The organism is Cupriavidus sp. 05N38, assembly GCF_056397345.1.
On the sequence record NZ_JBFTNF010000038.1, the window covers coordinates 26,459 to 49,117 of the forward strand.

16 protein-coding genes are annotated in these 22,659 nt (G+C 69.8%); 10 read left to right on the forward strand and 6 right to left on the reverse strand.

The window, feature by feature from the left end:
- Positions 1–6 precede the first annotated feature (6 nt).
- Positions 7–285 carry an HU family DNA-binding protein gene (locus tag AC1DK4_RS25085; RefSeq protein ID WP_017227089.1) on the reverse strand — a complete coding sequence of 93 codons (279 nt, stop codon included), beginning with the start codon at positions 283–285 and terminating at the stop codon, positions 7–9.
- Between the two features lie 1,351 nt (positions 286–1,636).
- On the opposite strand from AC1DK4_RS25085, the gene AC1DK4_RS25090 reads away from it, so the two are divergent.
- Complete coding sequence (locus tag AC1DK4_RS25090) at positions 1,637–2,239, forward strand: SET domain-containing protein (RefSeq protein WP_441612849.1); 603 nt, start codon at positions 1,637–1,639, stop codon at positions 2,237–2,239.
- A gap of 29 nt (positions 2,240–2,268) precedes the next feature.
- On the opposite strand, the gene AC1DK4_RS25095 is transcribed toward AC1DK4_RS25090, so the two are convergent.
- The 4 genes from AC1DK4_RS25095 to phhA all read right to left on the reverse strand — a co-directional run bounded on the left by AC1DK4_RS25095 (position 2,269) and on the right by phhA (position 6,131).
- On the reverse strand, positions 2,269–3,873 hold the full coding sequence (locus AC1DK4_RS25095; RefSeq protein WP_477131843.1) for a sensor histidine kinase: 1,605 nt from the start codon (positions 3,871–3,873) through the stop codon (positions 2,269–2,271).
- 26 nt (positions 3,874–3,899) lie between these two features.
- Positions 3,900–4,604, reverse strand: a complete 705-nt coding sequence (locus tag AC1DK4_RS25100; RefSeq protein ID WP_441612851.1) for a response regulator transcription factor — start codon at positions 4,602–4,604, stop codon at positions 3,900–3,902.
- Between the two features lie 92 nt (positions 4,605–4,696).
- Complete coding sequence (locus AC1DK4_RS25105) at positions 4,697–5,005, reverse strand: 4a-hydroxytetrahydrobiopterin dehydratase (RefSeq protein ID WP_441612852.1); 309 nt, start codon at positions 5,003–5,005, stop codon at positions 4,697–4,699.
- A 175-nt stretch (positions 5,006–5,180) separates the two neighbouring features.
- Positions 5,181–6,131 (reverse strand): phenylalanine 4-monooxygenase, encoded by a 951-nt coding sequence (phhA, locus tag AC1DK4_RS25110; protein ID WP_441613048.1) that lies wholly within the window; start codon positions 6,129–6,131, stop codon positions 5,181–5,183.
- A 203-nt stretch (positions 6,132–6,334) separates the two neighbouring features.
- Here phhA and AC1DK4_RS25115 point away from each other — a divergent pair, with 203 nt between their 5' ends.
- The 7 genes from AC1DK4_RS25115 to AC1DK4_RS25145 all read left to right on the forward strand — a co-directional run bounded on the left by AC1DK4_RS25115 (position 6,335) and on the right by AC1DK4_RS25145 (position 19,138).
- Entirely contained in the window at positions 6,335–6,808 is a 474-nt protein-coding gene (locus AC1DK4_RS25115; RefSeq protein ID WP_441612853.1) for an Lrp/AsnC family transcriptional regulator, read from the forward strand.
- A 113-nt stretch (positions 6,809–6,921) separates the two neighbouring features.
- On the forward strand, positions 6,922–12,978 hold the full coding sequence (locus AC1DK4_RS25120; RefSeq protein ID WP_441643307.1) for an alpha-2-macroglobulin family protein: 6,057 nt from the start codon (positions 6,922–6,924) through the stop codon (positions 12,976–12,978).
- Complete coding sequence (locus tag AC1DK4_RS25125; protein WP_441612855.1) at positions 12,975–13,676, forward strand: lysoplasmalogenase; 702 nt, start codon at positions 12,975–12,977, stop codon at positions 13,674–13,676. The genes AC1DK4_RS25120 and AC1DK4_RS25125 overlap by 4 nt, the downstream gene beginning before the upstream one ends.
- A 5-nt stretch (positions 13,677–13,681) precedes the next feature.
- Positions 13,682–15,922: a penicillin-binding protein 1C gene (gene pbpC / locus AC1DK4_RS25130; protein ID WP_477131844.1), complete on the forward strand. Its 2,241-nt coding sequence runs from the start codon at positions 13,682–13,684 to the stop codon at positions 15,920–15,922.
- Positions 15,923–16,026: 104 nt separating this feature from the next.
- The gene (locus AC1DK4_RS25135; RefSeq protein WP_441612857.1) at positions 16,027–17,031 is read left to right on the forward strand and encodes an aldo/keto reductase; all 1,005 of its coding nucleotides are present in this window, start codon (positions 16,027–16,029) and stop codon (positions 17,029–17,031) included.
- Positions 17,032–17,145: 114 nt separating this feature from the next.
- Positions 17,146–18,123 carry a delta(1)-pyrroline-2-carboxylate reductase family protein gene (locus AC1DK4_RS25140; protein WP_441612858.1) on the forward strand — a complete coding sequence of 326 codons (978 nt, stop codon included), beginning with the start codon at positions 17,146–17,148 and terminating at the stop codon, positions 18,121–18,123.
- Between the two features lie 286 nt (positions 18,124–18,409).
- Positions 18,410–19,138 carry an OmpW/AlkL family protein gene (locus tag AC1DK4_RS25145; RefSeq protein WP_441612859.1) on the forward strand — a complete coding sequence of 243 codons (729 nt, stop codon included), beginning with the start codon at positions 18,410–18,412 and terminating at the stop codon, positions 19,136–19,138.
- A gap of 115 nt (positions 19,139–19,253) precedes the next feature.
- On the opposite strand, the gene AC1DK4_RS25150 is transcribed toward AC1DK4_RS25145, so the two are convergent.
- Entirely contained in the window at positions 19,254–19,448 is a 195-nt protein-coding gene (locus AC1DK4_RS25150; RefSeq protein ID WP_441612860.1) for a heavy-metal-associated domain-containing protein, read from the reverse strand.
- 248 nt (positions 19,449–19,696) lie between these two features.
- On the opposite strand from AC1DK4_RS25150, the gene AC1DK4_RS25155 reads away from it, so the two are divergent.
- Positions 19,697–22,156, forward strand: coding sequence for a heavy metal translocating P-type ATPase (locus AC1DK4_RS25155; protein WP_441612861.1), 2,460 nt, complete (start codon positions 19,697–19,699; stop codon positions 22,154–22,156).
- Positions 22,153–22,659: a Cu(I)-responsive transcriptional regulator gene (cueR, locus tag AC1DK4_RS25160; RefSeq protein WP_441612862.1), complete on the forward strand. Its 507-nt coding sequence runs from the start codon at positions 22,153–22,155 to the stop codon at positions 22,657–22,659. Before AC1DK4_RS25155 ends, cueR begins: the two co-directional genes overlap by 4 nt.

A 22,659-nucleotide genomic window follows, 5' to 3' on the forward strand; every position in this document is an offset into this window, starting at 1 on the left:
TGATGCTCACTGGTTCACAGCATCCTTGAACTTCTGGCCGGCCTTGAACTTGACAGTCTTGGCGGCTTCGACCTTGATTTCTTCGCCGGTGCGCGGGTTGCGCGCCATGCGTTCGCCGCGTTCACCCTGGCTGAAGGTGCCAAAGCCGATCAGGCTCAGCGTGTCGCCCTTGGCGACGGCGTCCATGATGGCGCCCAGCGTCACATTCAACGCTTGTTCAGCCTTGGCCTTGGTCAGGCCGTCCACGCCGGCCGCGATGGCGTCGATCAGTTCGGTTTTCGTCATGCTTCACTCCGTCTCGAGTTGATAAAACAGGGACGCCCGACCGGACCGGCACGCTGGGCGCCGGCCCTGGCAAAGGCGCCGCGGGCCACATCATACCGTGTCGGGCAAGGCTGACCGGGAACAGATTGTTACAGCGTATCCCGCGCCAGGCCGCGCCGGCTGGGGCTTTGAAGGCAACGGCCGGGCTCCGGAATGACCACGACGGACCGGGAGAACGCCCCAGGCGAAGCACGGCTGCGAGGCGTCCCGCAGGGCATACGGAAGGAAAAAACGGCGTCAGGGGCCTCCTGAACGCTCGCAGAGCCCCTCAGGCGCCCCCCATCACCATCGAGACGCGTATACGGCCCCCAGGCCCGCCCAGGCCTCTCCGGAGCGCCTGGGACCCGCATAGCGTGCCTGGCGCGCTGCAAGGGCGGCCTGGCCGGCCGGACTCCGTCTGGCTAGGGAAAGGATGCCGATCGCACCGTTCTGCCGGCGGGGCGCCGAAACCGCGATGGCCGGCGACCCGGCGGGGCGGCCTGCACTATCGTGCATGGTGAAAACAGTCATATTCGCGCCGCGAATGCCAGCCTTGGGTGCCGCCCTGCGGCTGCACCTGCACCTGCGTATCCCCGGCCATCTTCGGGTGCGTATACGTGGCGCCAGCGTCCCGGGCTCGGCCCTTTGTTGGCGGCGTATACATCGCGAGCGTATACGCCGCAGCCGTCAATCACAGGCTGCTCAAAAAAGAAGCCATGTGAAAAGCGGCTTCCGGTTCATTTGGTTTTCCTGCCAGCCCTGTCTGTTCCCGGCGGCCGGACGCAGTCCTTTCTGTTTACATCTTTCTTTCATGTATACAGATAGTAGTAGTAGGTAAACGTCGCGCCTTTCTGTGGATAACACCGTTAACGTCATGTAAATCAACGGTTTACAGAAAGTAGAAGTGCTGGAACGCCATGTTGGCCGGCGTGGATGACTCCGCCTTCCGGCCGAGGCGGTAAACGCAAGCCTCCGACTTATGCCTGATGCGTCCCCATCTCAACCCCAGGCAGCCCACATGAATCACGCGTTCTTATCCACAGATTTTTGCGGGCTTATCCACATGCCTTGTTGACCTTGGGCGCCCGTTTACGTCGTCGGCGGCGCGGTGGTTTCCCCGTGCGCAGGCGCGGGTCGGGCTGACGTATACGTCAGCCTTGGCCTGACGCCATTCCGTATACCTGGCCGACCCGGGTATACGGCGGTGTCGCATGGCGCTGCCGTATACCGACATTTGCCGTGGAAGGGGATGCCGCCGCCATGGGGCGCAGGTATCATCGCCAGCGCGCAGCCACGTGGGGTGGCAGGCCGGCGGATCACTTTGGGATGGCAAATGGTGGAACAGGTGAAGCGGAGCGGTGCGGAGCTGCAAAGCGGGGACGCAAGGCAGGGTACGGAAGGAACGGCTGACGCGGCGGCAGCCGGGAAGGAAGCCGGGCAAGGCAAGAAGAAGGCAAAGGCCGGCAAGCGCAAGACCGCTTCCGACCGCGTCGAAGTGCGCCGCTCAGGCGTGCACGGCAAGGGCGTCTATGCGATTGCGCCGATCGCCGAGGGCGAACGCGTCATCGAGTACAAGGGCGAGCATATTTCGTGGAAGGAAGCGCTCGAGCGCCATCCGCACGATCCGGACGATCCCAACCACACCTTCTATTTCAGCCTGGAAGACGGCGACGTGATCGACGCCAAGTTCGGCGGTAACCGCGCGCGCTGGATCAACCATGCCTGCGAGCCCAACTGCGAGGCGCGCGAGAAGAAGGGCCGCGTGTTCGTCCACGCGCTGCGCGACATCGCCGCCGGCGAAGAGTTGTTCTATGACTACGGCCTGGTGATCGACGCGCGCTACACCAAGAAGCTCAAGAAGGAATTCGAGTGCCGCTGCGGCAGCCCGCAATGCCGCGGCACCATGCTGGCGCCGAAGGAAAAGAAGAAGCGCTAGGCCTCAGGGCCGGGCAGGGCACGGCAGCCTCATGCGGTGCCGGCCGCCTCGCACGGAATGCGGATGACGAACCGCATTCCGCGCGTCTCGGCGCCGGGGGTGGCGGGCGGCACATCCTCGATGCGGATGGTGCCGTGATGCAAGCCGATGATCTCGTGCACGATGGCCAGGCCCAGGCCGGCACCGCCGGGCGCTTGCGCCGGCGCGTTGCCCTCGGGCGTGTGGTCGCCGCGGAAGAAGCGCTTGAAGACTTCCTCGCGGCGTGCCAGGGCGATGCCGGGGCCGTTGTCTTCCACCATCACCACCGCCATGCCGCGATGGCCTAGTGCCTCGCCGCCGGCGCGCACGGTGATGCGCCCGCCCGACGGCACGTACTTGACGGCATTGTCGATCAGGTTGCTGAGCGCTTCGCGCATCAGGAGGCGGTTGCCGCGCACCGTGGATGGCGCCGCGCCGGTGAAGGTGGGGCCGGGCAGGGTCTCGAAGCCCAGGTCGATCTGGCGCGAGAGCGCCTGCGGCACCCACTCGGCGCCGGTCTCGAAGGCGAGCGAGGCCAGGTCGAAATGCTCGATCGGCCCGAGCCGCTCCAGCGACAGCCCCGGCTCCGCGCGCGCCAGCGAGAGCAGCTGGTTCGACAACCGCACGGCGCGGTCGGCCGCCGCCTGCAGCTCGCGCAGCGCGTGGCCGGTTACCTCCGGATCGTCCGATTGCACGGCGCGGTCGGCGTGCAGCTTGACCGCCGTGAGCGGCGTGCGCAACTGGTGCGCGGCGTCGGCGATGAACTTGCGCTGCGCGTCCAGCGCATCACGCAGCCTGGCCAGCAGCGCATTGAGCGCGCGGATCAGCGGCTCCACTTCGGCCGGCACCTGGGTTTCATCGAGCGGCGCCAGCGACCGCGCGGTCTGCCGGTTGAGCTTGTCSGTCAGGATCTGCAGCGGCACCARCTCTTCCTTGAGCACGTGCGASAGGATCAKGCTGCCCACCACCAGSAGCAGGATSAGCGGCACCGACACCGAGAGCAGGATCTCGTTGGCGGCGGTCTCGCGCCGGTCCAGCAGTTCGGCCACTTCCACCACCACCGGTCCGCGCGGCACGCGCCCGGCCTCGCTGGTGGCCAGCTCGTCCGATGCCGGGCTGGGCAGGTTGACCGGCAGGCGCACCGCACGCACCTGGCGCCCGCTGAACCACGCATAGAACAGGCGCGCATCGTGCAGCGAGGTCTGGCCGGTGCCGTAGCCCAGCCAGGTGTCCATGCCGCCGATCAGGCCATCGGGACCATGGATGCGCCAGTAGATGCGATCAGTGCCTTCGGCCTCGACCAGCGTCTGCGCGATCATGGGGATGTCCTGCTCGAGCCGCGGGCCGGCAATCCGGATCTGCTGGGCGATATTGTTGGCCACCCCGTACAGCGCGCGGTCGAACACCTGCGTGGTGTAGTGGGCCGCCAGCCAGTAGGACAGCGAGCCGCTGGTCAGCACCAGCGCGAACAGCGGCGTGGCCAGCGCGCGCAGCAGGTGCACGCGCAGGCTTTGCGTGGACGCGGCGCGCGCGGCCGGGCCGGGAGCGCGCTCTGTGGCTTTGGTGGCAGCGCCGGTGGCCTGCGGCGGCTTGGGGGGGCGTGGACGCGGCCACATGGCGGGCTTGCTCGCGCTGCGCAGCGTCAGGCGCTGGCGCGGATCTGCAGCAGGTAGCCGAAGCCGCGCACGGTGACGATCTCCACGTCGCTTTCCTCCAGCTTCTTGCGCACGCGGTGCACATAGACTTCGATGGCGGTGTCGCCGACAGTGTCGCCGCCTTCGCCGGCCGGATGCGCGAACGTGGCAAGGTGGTCCTGCAGCTGTGCCTTGCTGACCACACGGCCCTGCCGCTGCAGCAGCAACTCCAGCACGGCGAACTCGCGCGGCGACAGTTCCAGCGGCTTGCCGTCGATGAACATGCGGCGGTCATTGCCCGACAGGCGCAGCCGGCCCAGGCGCACGTCGCGCTCGGGAGCGGCCTCGCCGTGCTGGCTGCGCCGCAGCAGCACGCGCACGCGCGCTTCCAGCTCAGGCAGCGCGAAGGGCTTGACTAGGTAATCGTCGGCGCCCGCGTTCAGCCCGGAGAGCTTGTCTTCGAGTTCGTCGCGCGCAGTGAGGATGATGACCGGCGTGGTGCGGTTGCGGGCGCGGTAGCGCGCCAGCAGCGTCATGCCGTCGATGCCGGGCAGTCCGAGGTCGAGGATGACCAGGTCGTGCTGTTCGCGCAGCAGGTGCTCGGTGGCGTAGACGCCATCGTGCACCACGCGCACCTGATGGCCGGCCTGGGACAGGCCGGCTTCGACGCCACTGGCGATCTGGCGATCGTCCTCGATCAGAAGGATACGCATGGCTGCAGGGAGGGTCCGGGAGAGAAGCAGGAGCCGCCAATTGTACAGGCGGCGACCGACACCGACCTTTCGGTTTCCCTACAGTCCGCCCCTCATTTCTTGCCCAGCGAGGCCGCCGCGCGCTCGATGAATCCGGCCAGGTCGATGTCGCGCTGGGTCAGGCCATTGGCATCATGGGTCGACAGCGTGATATCGACGCGGTTGTAGACGTTGAACCATTCGGGGTGATGGTCTGCCTTTTCCGCGGCCAGCGCGACGCGCGTCATGAAGGCGAAGGCGGCGTTGAAATCGGCAAAGGTGAAACGCTTGTGGATCGCGTCGCGGTCCTCGACGGCTTGCCAGCCGGGCAGGCTGGCAAGCAGCGGTGCGCGTTGTTCCTGGGTGAGGGGCACGAGGGACATGATGGGGGCTAGATGGTATGGAGGAAAAGAAGCTGAGCGGAATACCGGCCCGCCCGCCGCGCTGTCCGGCCTGGTTGCGGCGGGCGGCGCGGCGGGCATGCAGCCATTGTTCCACAAAGTGTCCGGGCGGGCGCGCGCCGGTGAAAACGCAGGGAGCGCAACAAGCGCCGCGCGCTCAGACGTCGTCGCTGTCGGCCCAGCCTTCGCGGGTGCCGCGGTTGAGCACGAGGTCGCCGGGGACCACGTCGCCGGCGCCAAGCGTCGGCAGCGCGCGCAGGGATTCGTAGAGCGGCGCGAAGTCCGGCCGCGTGGCGTCGAACAGCTGTTCGAAGCTGTCGATCACGAAATAGGTCTTCTGGAAGGTGTCGATGCGGTAGCGCGTGCGCATGATGCGGCGCACATCGAAGCCGACGCGGTTGGGGCTGGCCGAATCCAGGCTGTAGATCGATTCGCCCTGGCTCGACAGGATGCCCGCGCCGTAGATGCGCAGCCCGGCCGGCGTGCGGATCAGGCCGAATTCCACCGTGTACCAGTACAGCCGGGCCAGCATGTCCAGCGCGTCGAGCGACGCGGCCTTGAGACCGCCCTTGCCGTAGGCCTCCATGTAATTGGCGAAGACCGGGTTGATCAGCAGCGGCACGTGGCCGAACACATCGTGGAAGCAGTCCGGCTCCTGCAGGTAGTCGAGCTGTTCTGGCTTGCGCATCCACCAGCTGGCCGGAAAGCGGCGGTTGGCCAGGTGCTCGAAGAACACCGCGTCGGGCACCAGGCCGGGCACGGCCACGACCTGCCAGCCGGTGGCGCGCATCAGGGTTTCATTGAGCTGCGCGAAGCTGGGCACGCGGTCGCGTTCCATGCCCAGCGTGGACAGGCCCTGCAGGAATTCGTCGCAGACGCGCCCGCGCAGCATCGAGGCCTGGCGCTCGTACAGCTTGCGCCATACCGCGTGGTCCGTGTCGGTATAGCGCTCCAGCGGCTGCTCGATGGTGAAATCGTCGCGCAGCGTCTGGCCCGACAGCAGGCCGGCGTCGAACTGCTCCCTGAGCTTGTCGGTCAGCGTGCCGGCAAAGCCGGGTTGCGCGTCGGACTGGCTATCGCGTGGCTGGCGGCTTGCGGTGGCTTCCATCATGTCGTATCTCCTGCAGATTTGCCGCACAGTTTAGCCAGGAGATGCCGCAGATGGTCCGCAAAATGGGCCTGTTTTCGTCTGATGGCGCGCGGAACACGCAGAATTTTGGTATTGTTTGCGGGAAATATGCGCGTGTGCATTGCCAGCCCCGTCTGCCCCGCGCCGCTCATGACAAGTCACGCTTCCCGGGCGAACCCATCATGCTCAATCTAGACCCCTTCGACCTGGCACTGCTGGCGGCCCTGCAGACCGACGGCCGCTCCACCCACCAGCAACTCGCCGAACGCATCCACCTGTCGCCCAGCCAGATCGGGCGGCGCCTGGCGCGGCTGGAAGCCGACGGCGTCATCACCGGCTACCGCGTAGTGCTGTCGCCGCCGCTGCTCGGGCTTGGCGTGCAGGTCTTCACCAGCGTCAAGCTGGCGCATCACGGCGACACCATCATCGAGCGCTTCCGCGAAGACATCCTGTTGCTCGAGGAAGTGCAGGAGTGTTACTCGGTGGCGGGCGAGGCGGACTACCTGCTGCGCATCATGGTGCCGGACCTGCCCACGCTGGCCGAATTCACCATGAAGAAGCTCATGCGCGTGCCGGGCGTGGAGAGCGTGCGCTCCAACATCGTGCTGACCGCGCTCAAGCGCGACGGGCCGCTGCCGCTGTCGCACCTGCGCTAGCGCGGCGCGCTGTCGCGCCGATGCCGCGCCGGCGCCGCGCCCGCGTGCGCGGGCTTGCACTTGCCATCGGCGCATGTCACCCTCGCCCGGAGCCGTAAACGGATGAGGACAGGATGACGCAGATCGTCGCTCGGATTGGCAAGCGCGCAAGGCGCGGGCGTGCTCTCATGGCCTGCCTGCGGGGCGCGGTGGCAACGGCCATGCTCGCCGCGCTGCCCGGCATGGCCCAGGCCGCGCAGGTGGTCCGCTTCGCGCCCGAGGGCGAGGTGTCCCGCGTGCGGCAGGTGGCGATCCGCTTCGACGAGGCCATGGTGCCGCTGGGCGATGCGCAGGCCGCACCCCCCGCCATCCTGTCCTGCAGCGGCGCGGCCGTCGAGGGCCAGGCGCGCTGGGTCGATGCACGGAACTGGGTCTTCGATTTCCTGCGCGACCTGCCGCCCGGCGTGAAATGCTCGCTGCGCATGGCGCCCGGCCTCAAGAGCGAGGCCGGCAAGGCCTATGCGGGCAAGCCGGAATACCGCTTCGAGACCGGCGGGCCCAGCGTGGTGTCGGCGCGCCCGGGCGGTGGCGAGATCGAGGAAGAACAGGTCTTCGCGCTGCGCTTCAACGGCGCGGCCACGCCGGACTCCGTGCGCGCCGCCGCGTGGTGCCAGGCGCAAGGCCTGGGCGAGCGCATCCCCGTGCGCCTGCTTGCCGGCAAGGAACGCGAGGCCGTGCTGGCCGCGCTGCGCTGGAAACTCAAGCCCGACCAGGCCGATACCGTGCATCTGCTGGCCTGCCAGCAGCGCCTGCCGGCCGGCGCCCGCATGCAGCTGGTGCTGGGCAAGGGCATCGCCACGCCATCGGGCCTTGCCACGCGCGAGGAACGGCGCTTCGACTACACCGTGCGCGAACCCTTCAGGGCCAGCTTCTCGTGCGAGCGTGAACGCGCGCAGTCGCCMTGCACGCCGCTGCGGCCGGTCTCCGTGTCGTTCTCCGCGCCGGTCTCGCGCAAGGACGCCGAGCATATCCTGCTCAATACGCCCAAGGGGCCGCGTGCGCCGCAATTCGAGCCCCGCGCGGCGCGCGATGCGCCGGTCAGCAGCGTCAGCTTCGCGCCGCCGTTTGCAGAGAAGGCAGAGTTCACGCTGACGCTGCCGGCCGGCCTGAAGGACGACAGCGGCCGCGCGCTCGCCAATGCCGACCTGTTCCCGCTCAAGTTCGCCACCGCCGCGATGCCGCCGCTGGCCAAGTTCTCCGCGGCGCCATTCGGCGTGCTCGAGCGCTTTGGCGAGTTGCCGAAGGGCAAGTCGCCGGCCGACTATCCCGCGCTGCTGCCGGTCACGCTGCGCAATGTGGAGGCCGATCTGCCCGCCCTCGGCATGCGTGCGCAGGCCGGCACGGTGCGCCGGCTCAAGGTCGACGACGACGGCGCGGTGATGCGCTGGTACGCGCTGGTGCGGCGCCTGCACGAAAGCAGCTGGACCCGCGGCGAACTCGACGCCATCCTGGCCGGCCATTCGCCTGCCGATGTCAGCAACCCGCGCAACGCGCCCTCCATCGAGACCCGCTCCGTATCGTTGCTCGACGGTGTGCCCGGCGCGCGCAAGCTCGCCATACCGCAACTCGCCGAGCCCGGCGGCAAGGCGCCGCGTCCGTTCGAGGTGGTCGGCATTCCATTGCCCGAAGCGGGCTTCCATGTGGTCGAGATCGCCTCGCCGATGCTGGGGCAGGCGCTGCTCGGCCGCAACACGCCGATGTATGTGCGCACCGCCGCGCTGGTGACCAATCTCGGCGTGCATTTCAAGCTGGCGCGCGGCCCCGGCAAGATGACCGCGCTGGCGTGGGTCACCACGCTCGACGACGGCAAGCCCGTGGCCGATGCCGCGGTGGCGCTGCGCGACTGCAGCGGCCGCCTGCTGGGCTCGGTGCGCACCGATGCCGCCGGCGTGGCCAGCTTCGGCGCGGTGGACGACGTGCGCGAACGCGAGTGCAGCGACACCGCGCTGTCGGGCTACTTCGTCTCGGCGCGCATTGGTGCTGACCACCCGCAGGCGCGCGGCCAGGCCGACATGGCCTTCGTGATGTCCGACTGGAACCAGGGCATCGAGAGCTGGCGCTTCAACGTGCCCACCGACACCAGCGCCACGCCGGACGTGCGCGTGGCCACCATCTTCGACCGCACCTTGCTGCGCGCCGGCGAGACCGTGTCGATGAAGCACCTGATCCGCACCGAGACCGCCGCCGGCTTCGCGCTGCCGTCCGGCAACGATGGCGTGCCGGAGAAACTGGTGATCCGCCACGAGGGCAGCGGGCAGACCTACGAGCAGGCGGTGCAGTGGCGCACTACCGCCACCGGAGGGCGCAGCGCGGAAAGCGTGTTCGCGATTCCGCCGGCGGCGAAACTCGGTGTCTATGCGGTGTCATTCCAGGACGCGCGCGAGCGCGTGCTCGACAGCGGCAGCTTCCGCGTGGAGGCGTTCCGCCTGCCGGTGCTGGCCGGCACGCTCAAGGCCGGCAGCGGCGGCGCGCTGGTGGCGCCGGCCGAGGTGCCGCTCAACCTCGAAGTGCACTACGTGTCCGGTGGCGGCGCGGCGGGCCTGCCGGTGCAGGTGTCGGCACTGCTGCGCGACAAGGCCGTGAGCTTCGGCGATTACCCGGGCTACGCCTTCGCCGCGCCGCGCGCGCAGCGCAAGGGCGGCACGGAATACAGCGGCGACGAGGACGAGAGCGAGGAGAGCAGCGCGGCGCGTGACGATGCGCAGACGCTGGTGGCCGACAAGCTGCCCCTCAGGCTCGACAAGAACGGCGGCGGGGCGCTTACGCTCAAGAACCTGCCGCGCGTGGACGCGCCCAAGGTCATGGTGGTGGAGTCCGGCTTTGCCGATCCCAACGGCGAGATCCAGACGCTGCGCCAGAGCGTGCCACTGTGGCCTGCGGCCGTGGTGGCGGGCATCCGCACCGAGAACTGGGTGTCGGTGAAGCAGAAGCTGGTCGTGCATGGCCTCGCGCTCGATACGCAGGGCCGCCCGCAGGCCAATGCGCCGATCGCCGTGCGCGCGCTGCTGCGCACCACCACCTCGGTGCGCAAGCGCGTGGTGGGCGGCTTCTACCGCTACGACAACAGCAGCCAGACCAGGGACCTCGGCAGCATCTGCGAAGGCCGCAGCGATGCGCAGGGCCGCATGCAATGCGAAGTGTCCTTGCCGGAGGCCGGCGAAGTCGAACTGGTGGCGCAGGCCAGGGACAACGCCGGGCGCGTGTCGCAGGCCGCCACCACGGTATGGGTGACGCGCCAGGGCGAGTTGTGGTTCGGCGGCGAGAACAACGACCGCATCGACCTGCTGCCGGAAAAGAAGGCCTACGCGCCGGGCGAAACCGCGGTATTCCAGGTGCGCATGCCGTTCCGTCACGCCACGGCGCTGGTCACGGTGGAGCGCGAAGGCGTGCTGGAGAGCAGCGTGGTCGAGTTGAACGGCCGCGATCCGACGGTGCGCGTCAAGGTCAGGCCGGAGTGGGGGCCAAACGTGTACGTATCGGTGCTGGCGTTGCGCGGGCGCTTGCGCGAGGTGCCGTGGTATTCCCTCTTCACGTGGGGCTGGCGCCAGCCGCTCGAATGGTGGCAGGCCTTTCGCAGCGAAGGACGCGAGTACGTGGCGCCCAGCACGCTGGTCGACCTGGCCAAGCCAGCCTTCCGCCTCGGCCTGGCGGAGATCCGCGTCGGCAACGAAGGCTACCGGCTCGATGTGAAGGTGACGCCGGACAAGGCCAGCTATCCCGTGCGCGCGAAGGCGCAGGTCGTGGTGCAGGTCACGCTGCCCGACGGCAAGCCCGCCGCCAACGGCGAAGTGGCGCTGGCCGCGGTGGACGAGGCCCTGCTCGAGCTGATGCCAAACACCAGCTGGGACCTGCTCGACGCCATGCTGCGCAGGCGCAGCTACGGCGTGGAGACCGCCACCGCGCAGATGGAGATCATCGGGCGCCGGCACTATGGCCGCAAGGCGGTGCCGGCCGGCGGGGGCGGCGGCAAGAGTCCCACGCGCGAGCTGTTCGATACGCTGTTGCTGTGGAATCCGCGCGTGCAGCTCGATGGCGCGGGACGCGCCACGCTGGCCGTGCCGCTGAACGATTCGCTGACGCGTTTTCGCATCGTCGCCGTGGCCGACCTGGGCATCGGCCGTTTCGGCAGCGGCAGCGCCACCGTCGCCGCCACGCAGGACCTGCAACTGATCTCAGGCCTGCCGCCGCTGGTGCGCGAGGAAGACCGCTATCGCGCCATGTTCACGCTGCGCAATACCACGCAGCGCGCGATGACGGTGCAGGCGGTGGCGCGCGTGAGCGCGCCGCTGCAGTCCGCCCAGCAGGCCGCGCAGGGGCAGGCGCTGCCGGCGCAGACGGTGGAGATTCCCGCCGGCGCATCGCGCGAGATCGGCTGGGACGTGAGCGCGCCGCTGATGCCGGCGGGCGGGCTTGCGCAGCAGGGCACGGTGCAGTGGGAGGTGGAAGCCAGCGAACAGGCAAAGGGCGGTGGCGCGGCCCTTGCCGCCGACCGCATCAAGCTCAGCCAGCAACTGGTGCCGGCAGTACCGCTGGCGGTGCAGCAGGCCACCATGGCGCAGCTCGCGCCGACCCTGTCGGTACCGGTGCGCGCACCGCAAGGCGCGCTGGCCGATGCCGCGGGCCTGCCGCGCGGCGGCCTGCAGGTCAGCCTGCAATCGTCGCTGGCGGGCGGCATGCCGGGCGTGCGAGAGTGGTTCCGCAACTATCCGTTCTCTTGCCTGGAGCAGCGGGCCTCGCGCGCGGTGGGGCTGGGCGATGCGGCGCAGTGGGATGCGCTCACCGCGCAACTGCCGGGCTATCTAGACAACGATGGCCTGGCGGCGTATTTCCCGCTGCAGAACGACGCCGCCGCCGGCAGCGAAGTGCTCACGGCCTATCTGCTGGCGATGTCCGACGAAGCGGTACGCGCTGGCCTGCCGCTGCGCTTGCCCGACGAGACCCGTGCGCGCATGGAGCGCGGGCTGACGGCCTTCGTCGAGGGCCGCATCAAGCGCGACCGCTGGGCGCCCACGCAGGACCTGGAAGTGCGCAAGCTGGCCGCGCTAGAAGCGCTTTCGCGCAGCGGCCACGCGCAGGCGCGCATGCTCGGCTCGATCCAGATCCTGCCGCAGCAATGGCCCACCTCGGCGCTGCTCGACTGGATCGCATTGCTCGGCCGCGTGCAGGAAATTCCCCAGCGCGAGGAGCGGCTCGCGCAGGCGCAGCAGATCCTGCGCGCACGGCTGACGGTGCAGGGCACGCGGCTGGCGTTCTCCACGGAGCGCGACGACAACTGGTGGTGGCTGATGAGCGGCGCGGATCTCAATGCCGCGCGGCTGCTGTCGCTGTCGCTCGACCTGCCGGGCTGGAAGGACGAGGCGGCGCAGCTTGCCACCGGCCTGCTTGGCCGCCAGGTGCGCGGCGCGTGGGGTACCACCACCGCCAACGCCTGGGGCTCGCTGGCCATCGCGCGCTTCGCGCAGGCCTTCGAGAAGACGCCGGTCGCCGGCAGCACGCGCGTCACGCTGGAAGGCGTGCCCGATGCCGCGCGCACGTTCGACTGGGCGCGCGCGGCCAGTCGCGATGGCGTGGCGGGCGGCAGCATGAACCTGCCGTGGCCGAAGGAAGGCACGGCCACCTTGCAGGCCGACCAGCAGGGCGCGGGCAGGCCATGGGCCACGGTGCGCGCGCTGGCGGCGGTGCCGCTGTCCGCGCCGCTGTCGGCGGGCTACCGCATCACGCGCAGCGTGACGGCGGTGGAGCAGGCGGTGGCGGGCAAGTGGTCGCGCGGCGACACCTACCGCGTGAAGCTGCAGATCGACGCGCAGGCCGACATGACCTGGGTGGTGGTGAGCGATCCGTTACCCGCGGGCGCGACCATCCTCGGCAGTGGCCTCGGGCGCGATTCGGAGATCGCCACGCGCGGCGAGCGGCGCAAGGGCGCGTGGCCCGCCTTCACCGAGCGCACGCAGCAGGCCTACCGCGAGTATTACGCCTACCTGCCGCGCGGCAACGCCACGGTCGAATACACGGTGCGCCTGAACAACGCGGGCGAGTTCGCGCTGCCGCCCACGCGCGTGGAGGCGATGTATGCGCCCGATGTCTTCGGCGCCCAGCCCAATGCCAGGATGATCGTAGGAGCGCGCCCGTGAGCTGGCTTGCAATGATGATGCCCGCGCGCGTGCGCGAGTGGTGGCTGGCCGGCACCATGGCCGGCGTGGTCTATGGCGGCCTGCTGGTCACGGTGGCGATGGATGCGCAGCCCGGCGCGCCGCTCAACGGACAGATCGTCTTCCAGCCGCTCTGGAAGACGGCGATGGCGCTGATGCTGGCGCGCGCCGCGCGCTACCACCCGGCGCGGCGCGAGCGGCGCTGGCTGATGGCGGCGCTGCTGTTCTCGGCGATCGGTGATTTCCTCCTGGCGATGCCGTGGTTGTCGGTCTCGTTCATCGGCGGGCTCGGCGCCTTCCTGCTGGCGCACCTCGCCTACCTTGGCCTGTTCGTGCCGATGGCCGGCGACTGGCGCGCGCACCGCCTGGTCGGCTGCGGCCTGGTGCTGGGCGCGGCGCTGGCCATGCTCCTGCGCTTCTGGCCCAACCTCGGCGCGTTGGTGGTGCCCGTCTGCCTCTATGTCACGGCACTGTCTGCCATGGCCTGCGCCGCCATGGTGGCGAAGCTGCCCACGCCGCTGGCCGCCATCGGCGCGCTGTGCTTCACCATTTCCGATGCGCTGATCGGCAGCGCGCGCTTCCTGGTCCCTTTCGATACTTTCGCGCTTGGCATCTGGTGGACCTACGCGGTGGCGCAGGTGCTGCTGGTGGCGGGCGTGGTGGCGGGGCGGGGCAAGTGAAGCCGATGCTGCGCGCCGTATTCGTCGCCGCCTGCATGGTGTGCGCAGGCGGTGCTGCCGGTGCCGGTGCGTTGCCGTCGTTCGACAGCGTGCGTGCGGGATGGCGCAGCGCGGATGTGATCGTGCTCGACCGCCACGGCGCGCCGCTGTCCCGCGTGCGCGATGATTTCCGCGCGCGGCGCGGCGACTGGGTCACGCTGGCCGATATGTCGCCGGCGGTGCGCTCCGCCATCGTGCTGTCCGAGGACCGGCGCTTCTATGCGCACAGCGGCGTGGACTGGCAGGGCGTGGCTGCGGCGGCATGGGCCAATCTCTGGAACACGCGCACGCGCGGCGCGTCCACGCTGACCATGCAGCTGGCCGGCCTGCTCGACGACGACCTGCGCCGCGCCGGCAGCGGGCGCGACGTGGGCCAGAAGATGGCGCAGGCCATGCGCGCCGCCGCGCTGGAGCRCAGCTGGAGCAAGGAGCAGATCCTCGAGGCCTATCTCAACCTGGTGCCGTTCCGCGGTGAAATGGTCGGTCTTTCCGCCTTGTCGCAGACGCTGTTCGGCAAATATCCCAGCGGGCTCGACGCGCGCGAAGCCGCGCTGGCGGTGGCGCTGGTGCGTGCGCCCAACGCACGCGCCGGGCAGGTCGCGCAACGTGCGTGCGGCATCTTGCGCGAGCAGCAGTTGCCGCAAGCCTGCGAAGGGCTGGACGGCTTCGCGCAACTGACCCTGCTGCGCAGCGGGCCGGGCGCGGCCGGCGCGCAGGCCGCGACCCTCGGCCAGGACCTTGCGCCGCACCTGGCGCGCCTGCTGGTGGCGCAGGCGAGGGCGCAGGTGCGCATGGGGGCCGCGGGGGGCACGCTGCCGCCGTCGATCACGTCCACGCTCGACGCTGGCCTGCAGCGCATCGCGGCGGGCAGCCTGGGGCGCCAGCTGCGCGAGCTCGCCGGGCGCAACGTGGAAGACGGCGCGGTGGTGGTGATCGACAACGCGAGCGGCGATGTGCTGGCCTACGTGGGCTCGTCCGGCGTGCTGTCCGGCGCCGCCCAGGTGGACCACGCGGCGGCGCCGCGCCAGGCCGGCTCCACGCTCAAGCCCTTCCTCTATGAACAGGCGCTGGAGACGCGCAGGCTGACGCCGGCGTCGCTGCTCGACGACCGGCCCGTCAACCTGCCCACCGGCGGCGGTGGCGGCCTCTACGTGCCGCAGAACTACGACGGCCGCTACGCTGGCTGGGTCAGCATGCGGGCGGCGCTGGCTTCGTCGCTCAACGTGCCCGCGGTGCGCACGCTGGTGATGGTGACGCCGCACCGTTTTCACCAGCGCCTCACCGCGCTGGGCCTGCCCTTGCCGCAGGCAGGCGACTATTACGGCTACAGCCTGGCGCTGGGCAGCGCCGACGTGCCGCTGCTGGCGCTGGCCAATGCGTATCGCGCCCTGGCCAACGGCGGCAGCTACGGCGCGGTGCGGATGCGCGCGGATGCGCCGGCGGCGCCCGCGCGCGCGGTGATGTCGCCGGCGGCGAGCTACCTGATCGCCGACGTGCTGTCGGACCGTCACGCGCGGGCGCGCACGTTCGGCCTCGACAGCCCTCTCACCACGCGCTTCTGGACCGCGGTGAAGACCGGCACCTCGAAGGACATGCGCGACAACTGGTGCATCGGATGGTCGCAGCGCTATACGGTGGGCGTGTGGGTCGGCAACGCCAGCGGCGCGAGCATGCACGAGGTATCGGGCGTTTCCGGCGCGGCGCCCGTGTGGCACGACATCATGGAAGCGCTGCATCGCTCGGTACCGAGCGCGGCGCCGGCCATGCCCGCGGGCGTGGAGCGCGTGGCGCTGCGTTTTGCCGGCGATCTCGAGCCGGCGCGCGAGGAAGTGTTCCTCGCGGGCACGGCCATGCGCGTGGTCGAGATGGCCGGTGCGCGGCCGGTGGCGAAGGCCGGGGCCGCCGCGCAGGATGGCGTCGCCGCCATCGCCAGCCCTGCCGACGGCACCGTGTTCGCGCTCGATCCCGATATCCCGCCGCAGGCGCAGCGCGTGTGGTTCCATGCCGAAGGCGCGGGCGGGCAGGCGGCGCCGCGCGTGCGCTGGCGCATCGACGGCAAGCCGCTCGGGCGCGGTGCGCAACTGGCGTGGCTGCCATGGCCGGGCCGGCATCAGGTGGAACTGCTCGACGGCAACGGCAAGATAGTGGACCGCATCGGCATCGAGGTGCGCGGCGCGGTGGCGAAGGGGCCCGCAGCGCGCGGCTGAGCGGGCACCGGCGGCGGCCGCCAAACAGGCATATGCTGCAAGGCTGCGCGTGCCGGCCGGCGCGGCAGTCCCGCTGTTTCGCCAACGTCTTTCCAGGAGTCGGCATGACCGCACTACGCAAGCTGGGCCGCCACGGCCCGGAGATTTTTCCGCTCGGCCTCGGCTGCATGGGCATGAGCGAGTTCTACGGCGCGCATGACGACGCCGAATCCATCCGCACCATCCACCATGCGCTGGCGCGCGGCGTCAACCTGATCGATACCGCCGATATCTACGGCCCGCATACCAACGAAAGCCTGGTCGGGCGCGCCATTGCCGATCGCCGCGACGGCGTGGTGCTGGCCACCAAGTTCGGCATCGTGCGGGATCAGGCCAATCCGGTCGCGCGCGGCGTCGATGGCCGTCCCGAGTACGTGCGTGCCAGTTGCGATGCCAGCCTGAAACGGCTTGGCGTGGACCACATCGACCTGTATTACCAGCATCGCGTGGACCCGCAGGTGCCCATCGAGGAGACCGTGGGTGCGATGGCCGACCTGGTGGCGGCGGGCAAGGTGCGCTGGCTTGGCCTGTCCGAGGCCGGCGCGCAGACGCTGGAACGCGCGCACAAGGTGCATCCCATCGCAGCATTGCAGAGCGAATTCTCGCTGTGGACGCGCGACGTGGAGGCGGGCGGCGAGCAGGGCATCCTCGGCACCTGCCGGCGGCTGGGCATTGCGTTCGTGCCGTACAGCCCGCTCGGCCGCGGCTTCCTCACGGGTGCGCTGCGCAGCCCGGACGATTTCGCGGCGGACGACTATCGCCGCACCAGCCCGCGCTTCGTGGGCGAGAACTTCGCGCGCAACCTTGCGCTGGCGGACAAGGTGAAGGAGATCGCGCACGGCAAGGGATGCACGCCGGCGCAGCTGGCGCTGGCCTGGGTGCTGGCGCAGGGCGAGGATCTGTTGCCGATTCCCGGCACGCGCCGCGTGGCAAACCTGGACGACAACCTGGGGGCTCTGGCCGTGAAACTCGGCGCGGCGGACCTGGCGGCCATCGACGCCGTGTTCCCGCCGGACGCAGCGGCAGGTTCGCGCTATCCGGAGCAGGCCATGTCGCTGCTGGCACGCTGAGCGCGCAGTAGCCGGGCAGGGTGGGGCAGGCAGGGGCAGGACAGGCCGGCGGCGGGCCGTTGACGGAGATCGCGGATAATCCGCCATCGCAAACCGCCTCCGGAGCCATTCGCCGTGTCCCTCGCCCTGCTCGACGCCGCCCAGACCGCCGCCCGCCTGCCTTACCCGGAACTGGCGCGCGCCATCGCCGACATGCTGGCCGAGCTGCGCGCCGGTACCGCCGTGGCGCCGCCGCGCATCGCGCTGCCGGTCGGCGACGCCGAAAACGGTGCGGGCACGCTGCTGGTGATGCCGGCGCGCAACCGCGAGCTGGTGATGACCAAGAACATCACCGTGCACCCGGGCAATCCGTCGCGCGGCCTGCCCAGCATCCTCGGTGAAGTGGTGGTGGCCGATGCGCACAGCGGCCAGCGGCTGGCGCTGCTGGACGGGCCCACCGTGACCGGGCGGCGCACCGCGGCGGTATCGCTGCTTGCCGCCCAGCAGTTCGCGCCGCGCCCCGATGGCGAGTTGCTGATCATCGGCGCCGGCGTGCAGGCCGAGACGCATCTCGAAGCCTTTGTCGCGGGCCTGGCGCCGCGCCGGGTGTGGCTGCATTCGCGCACGCCCGCCAAGGCGCAGGCGCTGGCCGCGCACGCCCGCACGCTGGGGACCGAGGCGCAGGTGGTGGACGACGTGCGCAGCGTGCTGGCGCGCGTGTCGATGGTGGTCACCGTGACTTCGAGCCTCGTGCCGGTGCTGCCTGACCTCGACAGCGGCCTGTGGCGCGACGACCATTTCATTGCCGCGGTGGGCGCCTTCCGGCCCGAGATGTGCGAGTTGCCGCCCGCGCTGTGCCAGGCCGCATCCGCCCATGGCCGCCTGCTGGCCGACACCCTCTTCGGTATCGAGGACGAGGCGGGCGACCTGCTGCAGGCCGGTATCGACTGGGCCACCGTGCAGCCGTTCGAGCAGGCCATCCTGGCTGCCGACGCGCTACGCGCCCGGGGCGGCAGTCCCCTGGTGTTCAAGAGCGTGGGCTATGCCTTGTGGGATCTTGCGGCCTGCGTGCTGGCCAGCGCCGGCCTTTCGGCCGGATCGGGTGCCGTGTAAGGCATTCGCCAGGGGCGGCCGAAGCCGCTCCGGGTGGCGGCCGCTGCCCGAATTCCCTCCTTGCCAGTAGGCCTATGCCGCACAGCAGCACGCGCGGCGGAGAGGCGTCGCAATTTCGGTACAGTTTTGGCGCCGATTCCTTGCCGATTTCCCGTTTTTCTAATGGTTAACCCGCCCTTTAGGGGGGTGCTTCTATGAAAACGTTACAGGTTTGAAACAGACGCTTCACACCAGACTGGATAATGCACGCCTCACCTCAAGGCAGAAGAGCATTCAAGGAGTAGGCATGACCCATAAAAAAATCCTGGTGGCCAGCGTTGCCATGCTAATCGCCGGTGCGGCGCAAGCCCAAAGTGCCGGCAGCAATGTCCTCAGCCTGGGCTGGTTCCGCGTGATGCCGAACAGCTCGGCCGACCCGCTCACCGTGGACAGCGTCAACGGCTTCCCGGTTGGCCAGCCCAAGCCCGGCACCGGCGCCGAGATCCAGTCCGCCGACACGGTCGGCATCTCGCTCGAGCACTATTTCACCGACAACATCGGCGTGGATTTCGTTTTCGGTATCCCGCCCAAGCACGACGTCGCGGGAGAGGGCAGCTTTGCCAAGTACGGCATGCTGGGCAGTGTGAAGCAGTGGAGCCCCGCGGTGCTGGTGAAGTACCACTTCCTGGATGCCAAGTCCAAGTTCCGCCCGTATATCGGCATTGGCGTGAATTACACCTGGTTTACCGGCGAAACCATTACCAACCAGACCTTCGTGAAGTCCGAGTTCGGCCCGAATGCCACGATGTCGGCCAGCGCCAAGAGTTCGTGGAACCCGGTGTTCAACGTGGGCGCGAACTACGCCGTGACCGACAACTGGTTCGTCGGCATCTCGGTTTCCTACGTGCCGCTGTCGACCACGGCCAGCTTCACGGCGCAGAACGCCGGTGCGGCCGGCAACCAGACGGTCCAGTCGCATACCAAGATCAAGATCGACCCGGTCGTGACCTTCCTGAACGTGGGCTACCGGTTCTGAGCGGACTTCTCCCGCGCTTGCGCGGGGCAAACAAAAAAGCGCCTGCGAGGCGCTTTTTCTTTGGGGCCGCGGGCAGGCGAGCGGGCGGCATCGCGACCGCACCGCCGCCAGCACCTTATCCCTTGACGGGGTAGCCCGCCTCTTCGATCGCTGCGCGCAGCGCTTCGCTGCTGGCCGTGGCCTCCACGGTGACAGCCTGCGCGGGGATATCCGCGGACACCTTGGCGGCCGGATCGAGCGCCTGCACGGCTCGCGTGATGGCGCCCACGCAATGGCCGCACGACATGCCTTCAACCTGGAACTGGATCATCTGGGTTCTCCTGCTGGAACGGGTGAAAAGTGTTGCATCGGGCGCGTACCCACCGCTGCGCTTGCGGCGGCCGGATTGCAATCTAGCCTGGAGTTTGCACCTTCCCATGGTGGGAAGCGCAAGGGCTTTCTCGCCCGCATCCGCCGCGCCATGACGTGCCGGATTCGCTGCTTGTATCCGGCCTTGACCTTCCCAACATGGTAAGGTCCATGATGAGTTCGTCGTCACCAGGACCACTCTCAAAAGCCATGTCAGCTCAATCCCAGACCCTCCCCCTGCCGGGCGCGAAAGCAGGCGCGCCGGATGCCGAATGGCGTTTGCCCATTGGGGGCATGACGTGCGCCTCGTGCGTGCGGCGTGTCGAGATCGCGCTGGGCAAGGTGCCCGGCGTGCGCCAGGTTGCGGTCAACCTCGCCACTGAGGAGGCCACGCTGCAGGCCGACAGCGCGGCCGTGTTGCCGGCCGCGGCAGAGGCCGTGAAGGCGGCCGGCTACGAAGTGCCGCGCCAGGCCATCGACCTGTCGATCAGCGATATGACCTGCGCGTCCTGCGTGGCGCGCGTGGAGCGCGCGCTGAAGGCCGTGCCGGGCGTCGTCGACGCCCAGGTCAACCTGGCCACCGAGCAGGCCGCGGTGACCGTGCTGCGCGGCGCGGTGGATGCCGCCGCGCTGGCGGCGGCGGTGACGCGGGCAGGGTATGGCGCCGTGCCCGTGAGCAGCGGGCAGCCGGCCGGCGCGGCGCCGGGCGAGGGCTTCTGGTCCGGTCCGTGGCCGGTGGCGATCTCGGCGGCGCTGTCGCTGCCGCTGGTGGCGCCGATGGTGCTTGCGTGGTTCGGCGTGCACTGGATGCTGCCGGCGTGGGTGCAGTGGCTGCTGGCCACGCCCGTGCAGTTCGTGTTCGGCTGGCGCTTCTACAAGGCGGGCTGGAAGGCGGTGCGCGCCGGCGCGGGCAATATGGACCTGCTGGTCGCGCTGGGCACCTCGGCGGCCTACGGCTTGTCCTTGTGGCTGATGTGGCGCGGCGCGGACGGCATGCCGCACCTCTACTTCGAGAGCGCGGCGGTGGTGATCACGCTGGTGCGGCTGGGCAAGTGGATGGAAACGCGCGCCAAGCGCCAGACCGCCGACGCCATCCGCGCGCTGGCGGCGCTGCGCCCGGACAGCGCCATCGTGCGCCGTGGCGGCGCCGAAACCACGGTGCCGCTGGCCTCGGTGCAGGTGGGCGACGAGATCGTGGTGCTGCCGGGCGCGCGCGTGCCGGTGGATGCCGAAGTGATCGAAGGCAACAGCCATGCCGACGAATCGATGCTGACCGGCGAGAGCCTGCCGGTGCCCAAGGCGCCGGGCGCGCGCCTGACCGGCGGCGCCATCAACTATGAGGGCCGGCTGGTGGCGCGCACCGTGGCGGTGGGGGCGGAAACGGTGCTGGCGCGCATCATCCGCATGGTCGAGCATGCGCAGGCGGCCAAGGCGCCGATCCAGCGCATGGTGGATCGCGTCAGCGCGGTGTTYGTGCCGGTGGTGCTGGGCATCGCGCTGCTGACGCTGCTGGGCTGGGGCGTGATCGGCGGCAACTGGGAAACGGCCCTGCTCGATGCAGTGGCGGTACTGGTGATCGCCTGCCCGTGCGCGCTGGGCCTGGCCACGCCGACCGCCATCATGGCCGGCACCGGCGCGGGCGCGCGTGCCGGCATCCTGATCAAGGACGCGGAGGCGCTGGAAATTGCGCACCGGGTCACGGTGGTCGCCTTCGACAAGACCGGCACGCTCACCGTGGGCAAGCCCGAGGTGGTGGCGCTGGCGGTACCCGCCGACGCCGGCGCGGGCGCCGAGGAGCGCTTGCTGGCCAGCCTGGCCGCGCTGCAGGCCGGCAGCGAGCATCCGCTGGCGCACGCGGTGCTGGCCGCGGCACGCGCGCGCGGCGTGACGGCGCCGGTGGCCGGCGCGGTGCGCGCCTTGCCCGGCATGGGCCTGACCGGCACGGTGGACGGCGCGGTGCTGCAACTGGGCAGCGAGCGCCTGAGAGCCTCGCTGGGCGCGGCGGCAGGGGCGCTGGAGCCGCGCGCGCGCGCGCTGCAGGACGAGGGGCGCACGGTGTCATGGCTGATCGACGCCAGCGCGCAGGATGCACCGCGCGTGCTGGGGCTGGTGGCCTTCGGCGATGCCATCAAGCCTGGCGCGCGCCGCGCCATCGAGCGGCTGCGCGCCGCCGGCGTGCGCACCGTGATGCTGTCTGGCGACAACCAGGGCGCCGCTGCGCGCGTGGCGCAGGCGCTTGGCCTGGACGAAGTGCAGGCGGAGGTGCTGCCCGCCGACAAGGCCGAGCGCGTACTCGCGCTCAAGGCGGGAGGGGCCGTGGTGGCGATGGTGGGCGACGGCATCAACGACGCGCCGGCACTGGCCGCGGCCGACGTGGGCATCGCCATGTCGACCGGCACCGACGTGGCCATGCATGCCGCCGGCATCACGCTGATGCGCGGCGATCCGGTGCTGGTGGCCGATGCACTGCGCATCTCGCACCGCACCGTGCGCAAGATCCGCGAGAACCTGTTCTGGGCCTTCTTCTACAATGTGATCGGCATCCCGCTGGCGGCCGCCGGCCTGCTCAACCCGGTGGTGGCGGGGGCGGCCATGGCTTTCTCCAGCGTGAGCGTGGTCGGCAATGCACTGCTGCTGCGGCGCTGGAAGCCGGTGGGAGAGAAGGTATGAATATCGGTGAAGCGGCCCAGGCCTCAGGCGTCTCCGCGAAGATGATCCGGCACTACGAGTCGATCGGCCTGGTGGCGGCGCCGCCGCGCAGCGAAGGCGGCTACCGCCGCTACGACGAGCGCGCGGTGCATACCTTGCGCTTCGTGCGGCGTGCCCGTAATCTCGGGTTCTCGCTGGACGAGATTCGCGGCCTGCTGTCGTTGTGGCACGACCGTGCGCGCGCCAGCGCCGACGTCAAGGCGCTCACCTTGCGCCACGTGACGGATCTCGAGCAGCGTATCGCCGAACTGGCCGCCATGCGCGACACCTTGCGCCAGCTGGCCGAGGCCTGCAGCGGCGACGACCGGCCCGACTGCCCGATCCTGGCCGACATGGCGCGGCCGGGCGAGGGCGAGGGCGGCGACGGCGGAGGCGATGGCGATGGCGATGGCGATGGCGATGGCGATGGCGCAATGAGGATGCCTGCCTGCCATCGCCATGGCGAGGACAGCACGGCGGCCTAG

Excerpts from the sequence above, each read along its gene's own strand:
- AC1DK4_RS25085 (WP_017227089.1), bottom strand. The coding sequence starts at position 285 with ATGACGAAAACCGAACTGATCGACGCCATCGCGGCCGGCGTGGACGGC.
- AC1DK4_RS25090 (WP_441612849.1), top strand. The coding sequence starts at position 1,637 with ATGGTGGAACAGGTGAAGCGGAGCGGTGCGGAGCTGCAAAGCGGGGAC.
- AC1DK4_RS25100 (WP_441612851.1), bottom strand. The coding sequence starts at position 4,604 with ATGCGTATCCTTCTGATCGAGGACGATCGCCAGATCGCCAGTGGCGTC.
- AC1DK4_RS25105 (WP_441612852.1), bottom strand. The coding sequence starts at position 5,005 with ATGTCCCTCGTGCCCCTCACCCAGGAACAACGCGCACCGCTGCTTGCC.
- phhA (WP_441613048.1), bottom strand. The coding sequence starts at position 6,131 with ATGGAAGCCACCGCAAGCCGCCAGCCACGCGATAGCCAGTCCGACGCG.
- AC1DK4_RS25115 (WP_441612853.1), top strand. The coding sequence starts at position 6,335 with ATGCTCAATCTAGACCCCTTCGACCTGGCACTGCTGGCGGCCCTGCAG.
- AC1DK4_RS25135 (WP_441612857.1), top strand. The coding sequence starts at position 16,027 with ATGACCGCACTACGCAAGCTGGGCCGCCACGGCCCGGAGATTTTTCCG.
- AC1DK4_RS25145 (WP_441612859.1), top strand. The coding sequence starts at position 18,410 with ATGACCCATAAAAAAATCCTGGTGGCCAGCGTTGCCATGCTAATCGCC.
- AC1DK4_RS25150 (WP_441612860.1), bottom strand. The coding sequence starts at position 19,448 with ATGATCCAGTTCCAGGTTGAAGGCATGTCGTGCGGCCATTGCGTGGGC.
- cueR (WP_441612862.1), top strand. The coding sequence starts at position 22,153 with ATGAATATCGGTGAAGCGGCCCAGGCCTCAGGCGTCTCCGCGAAGATG.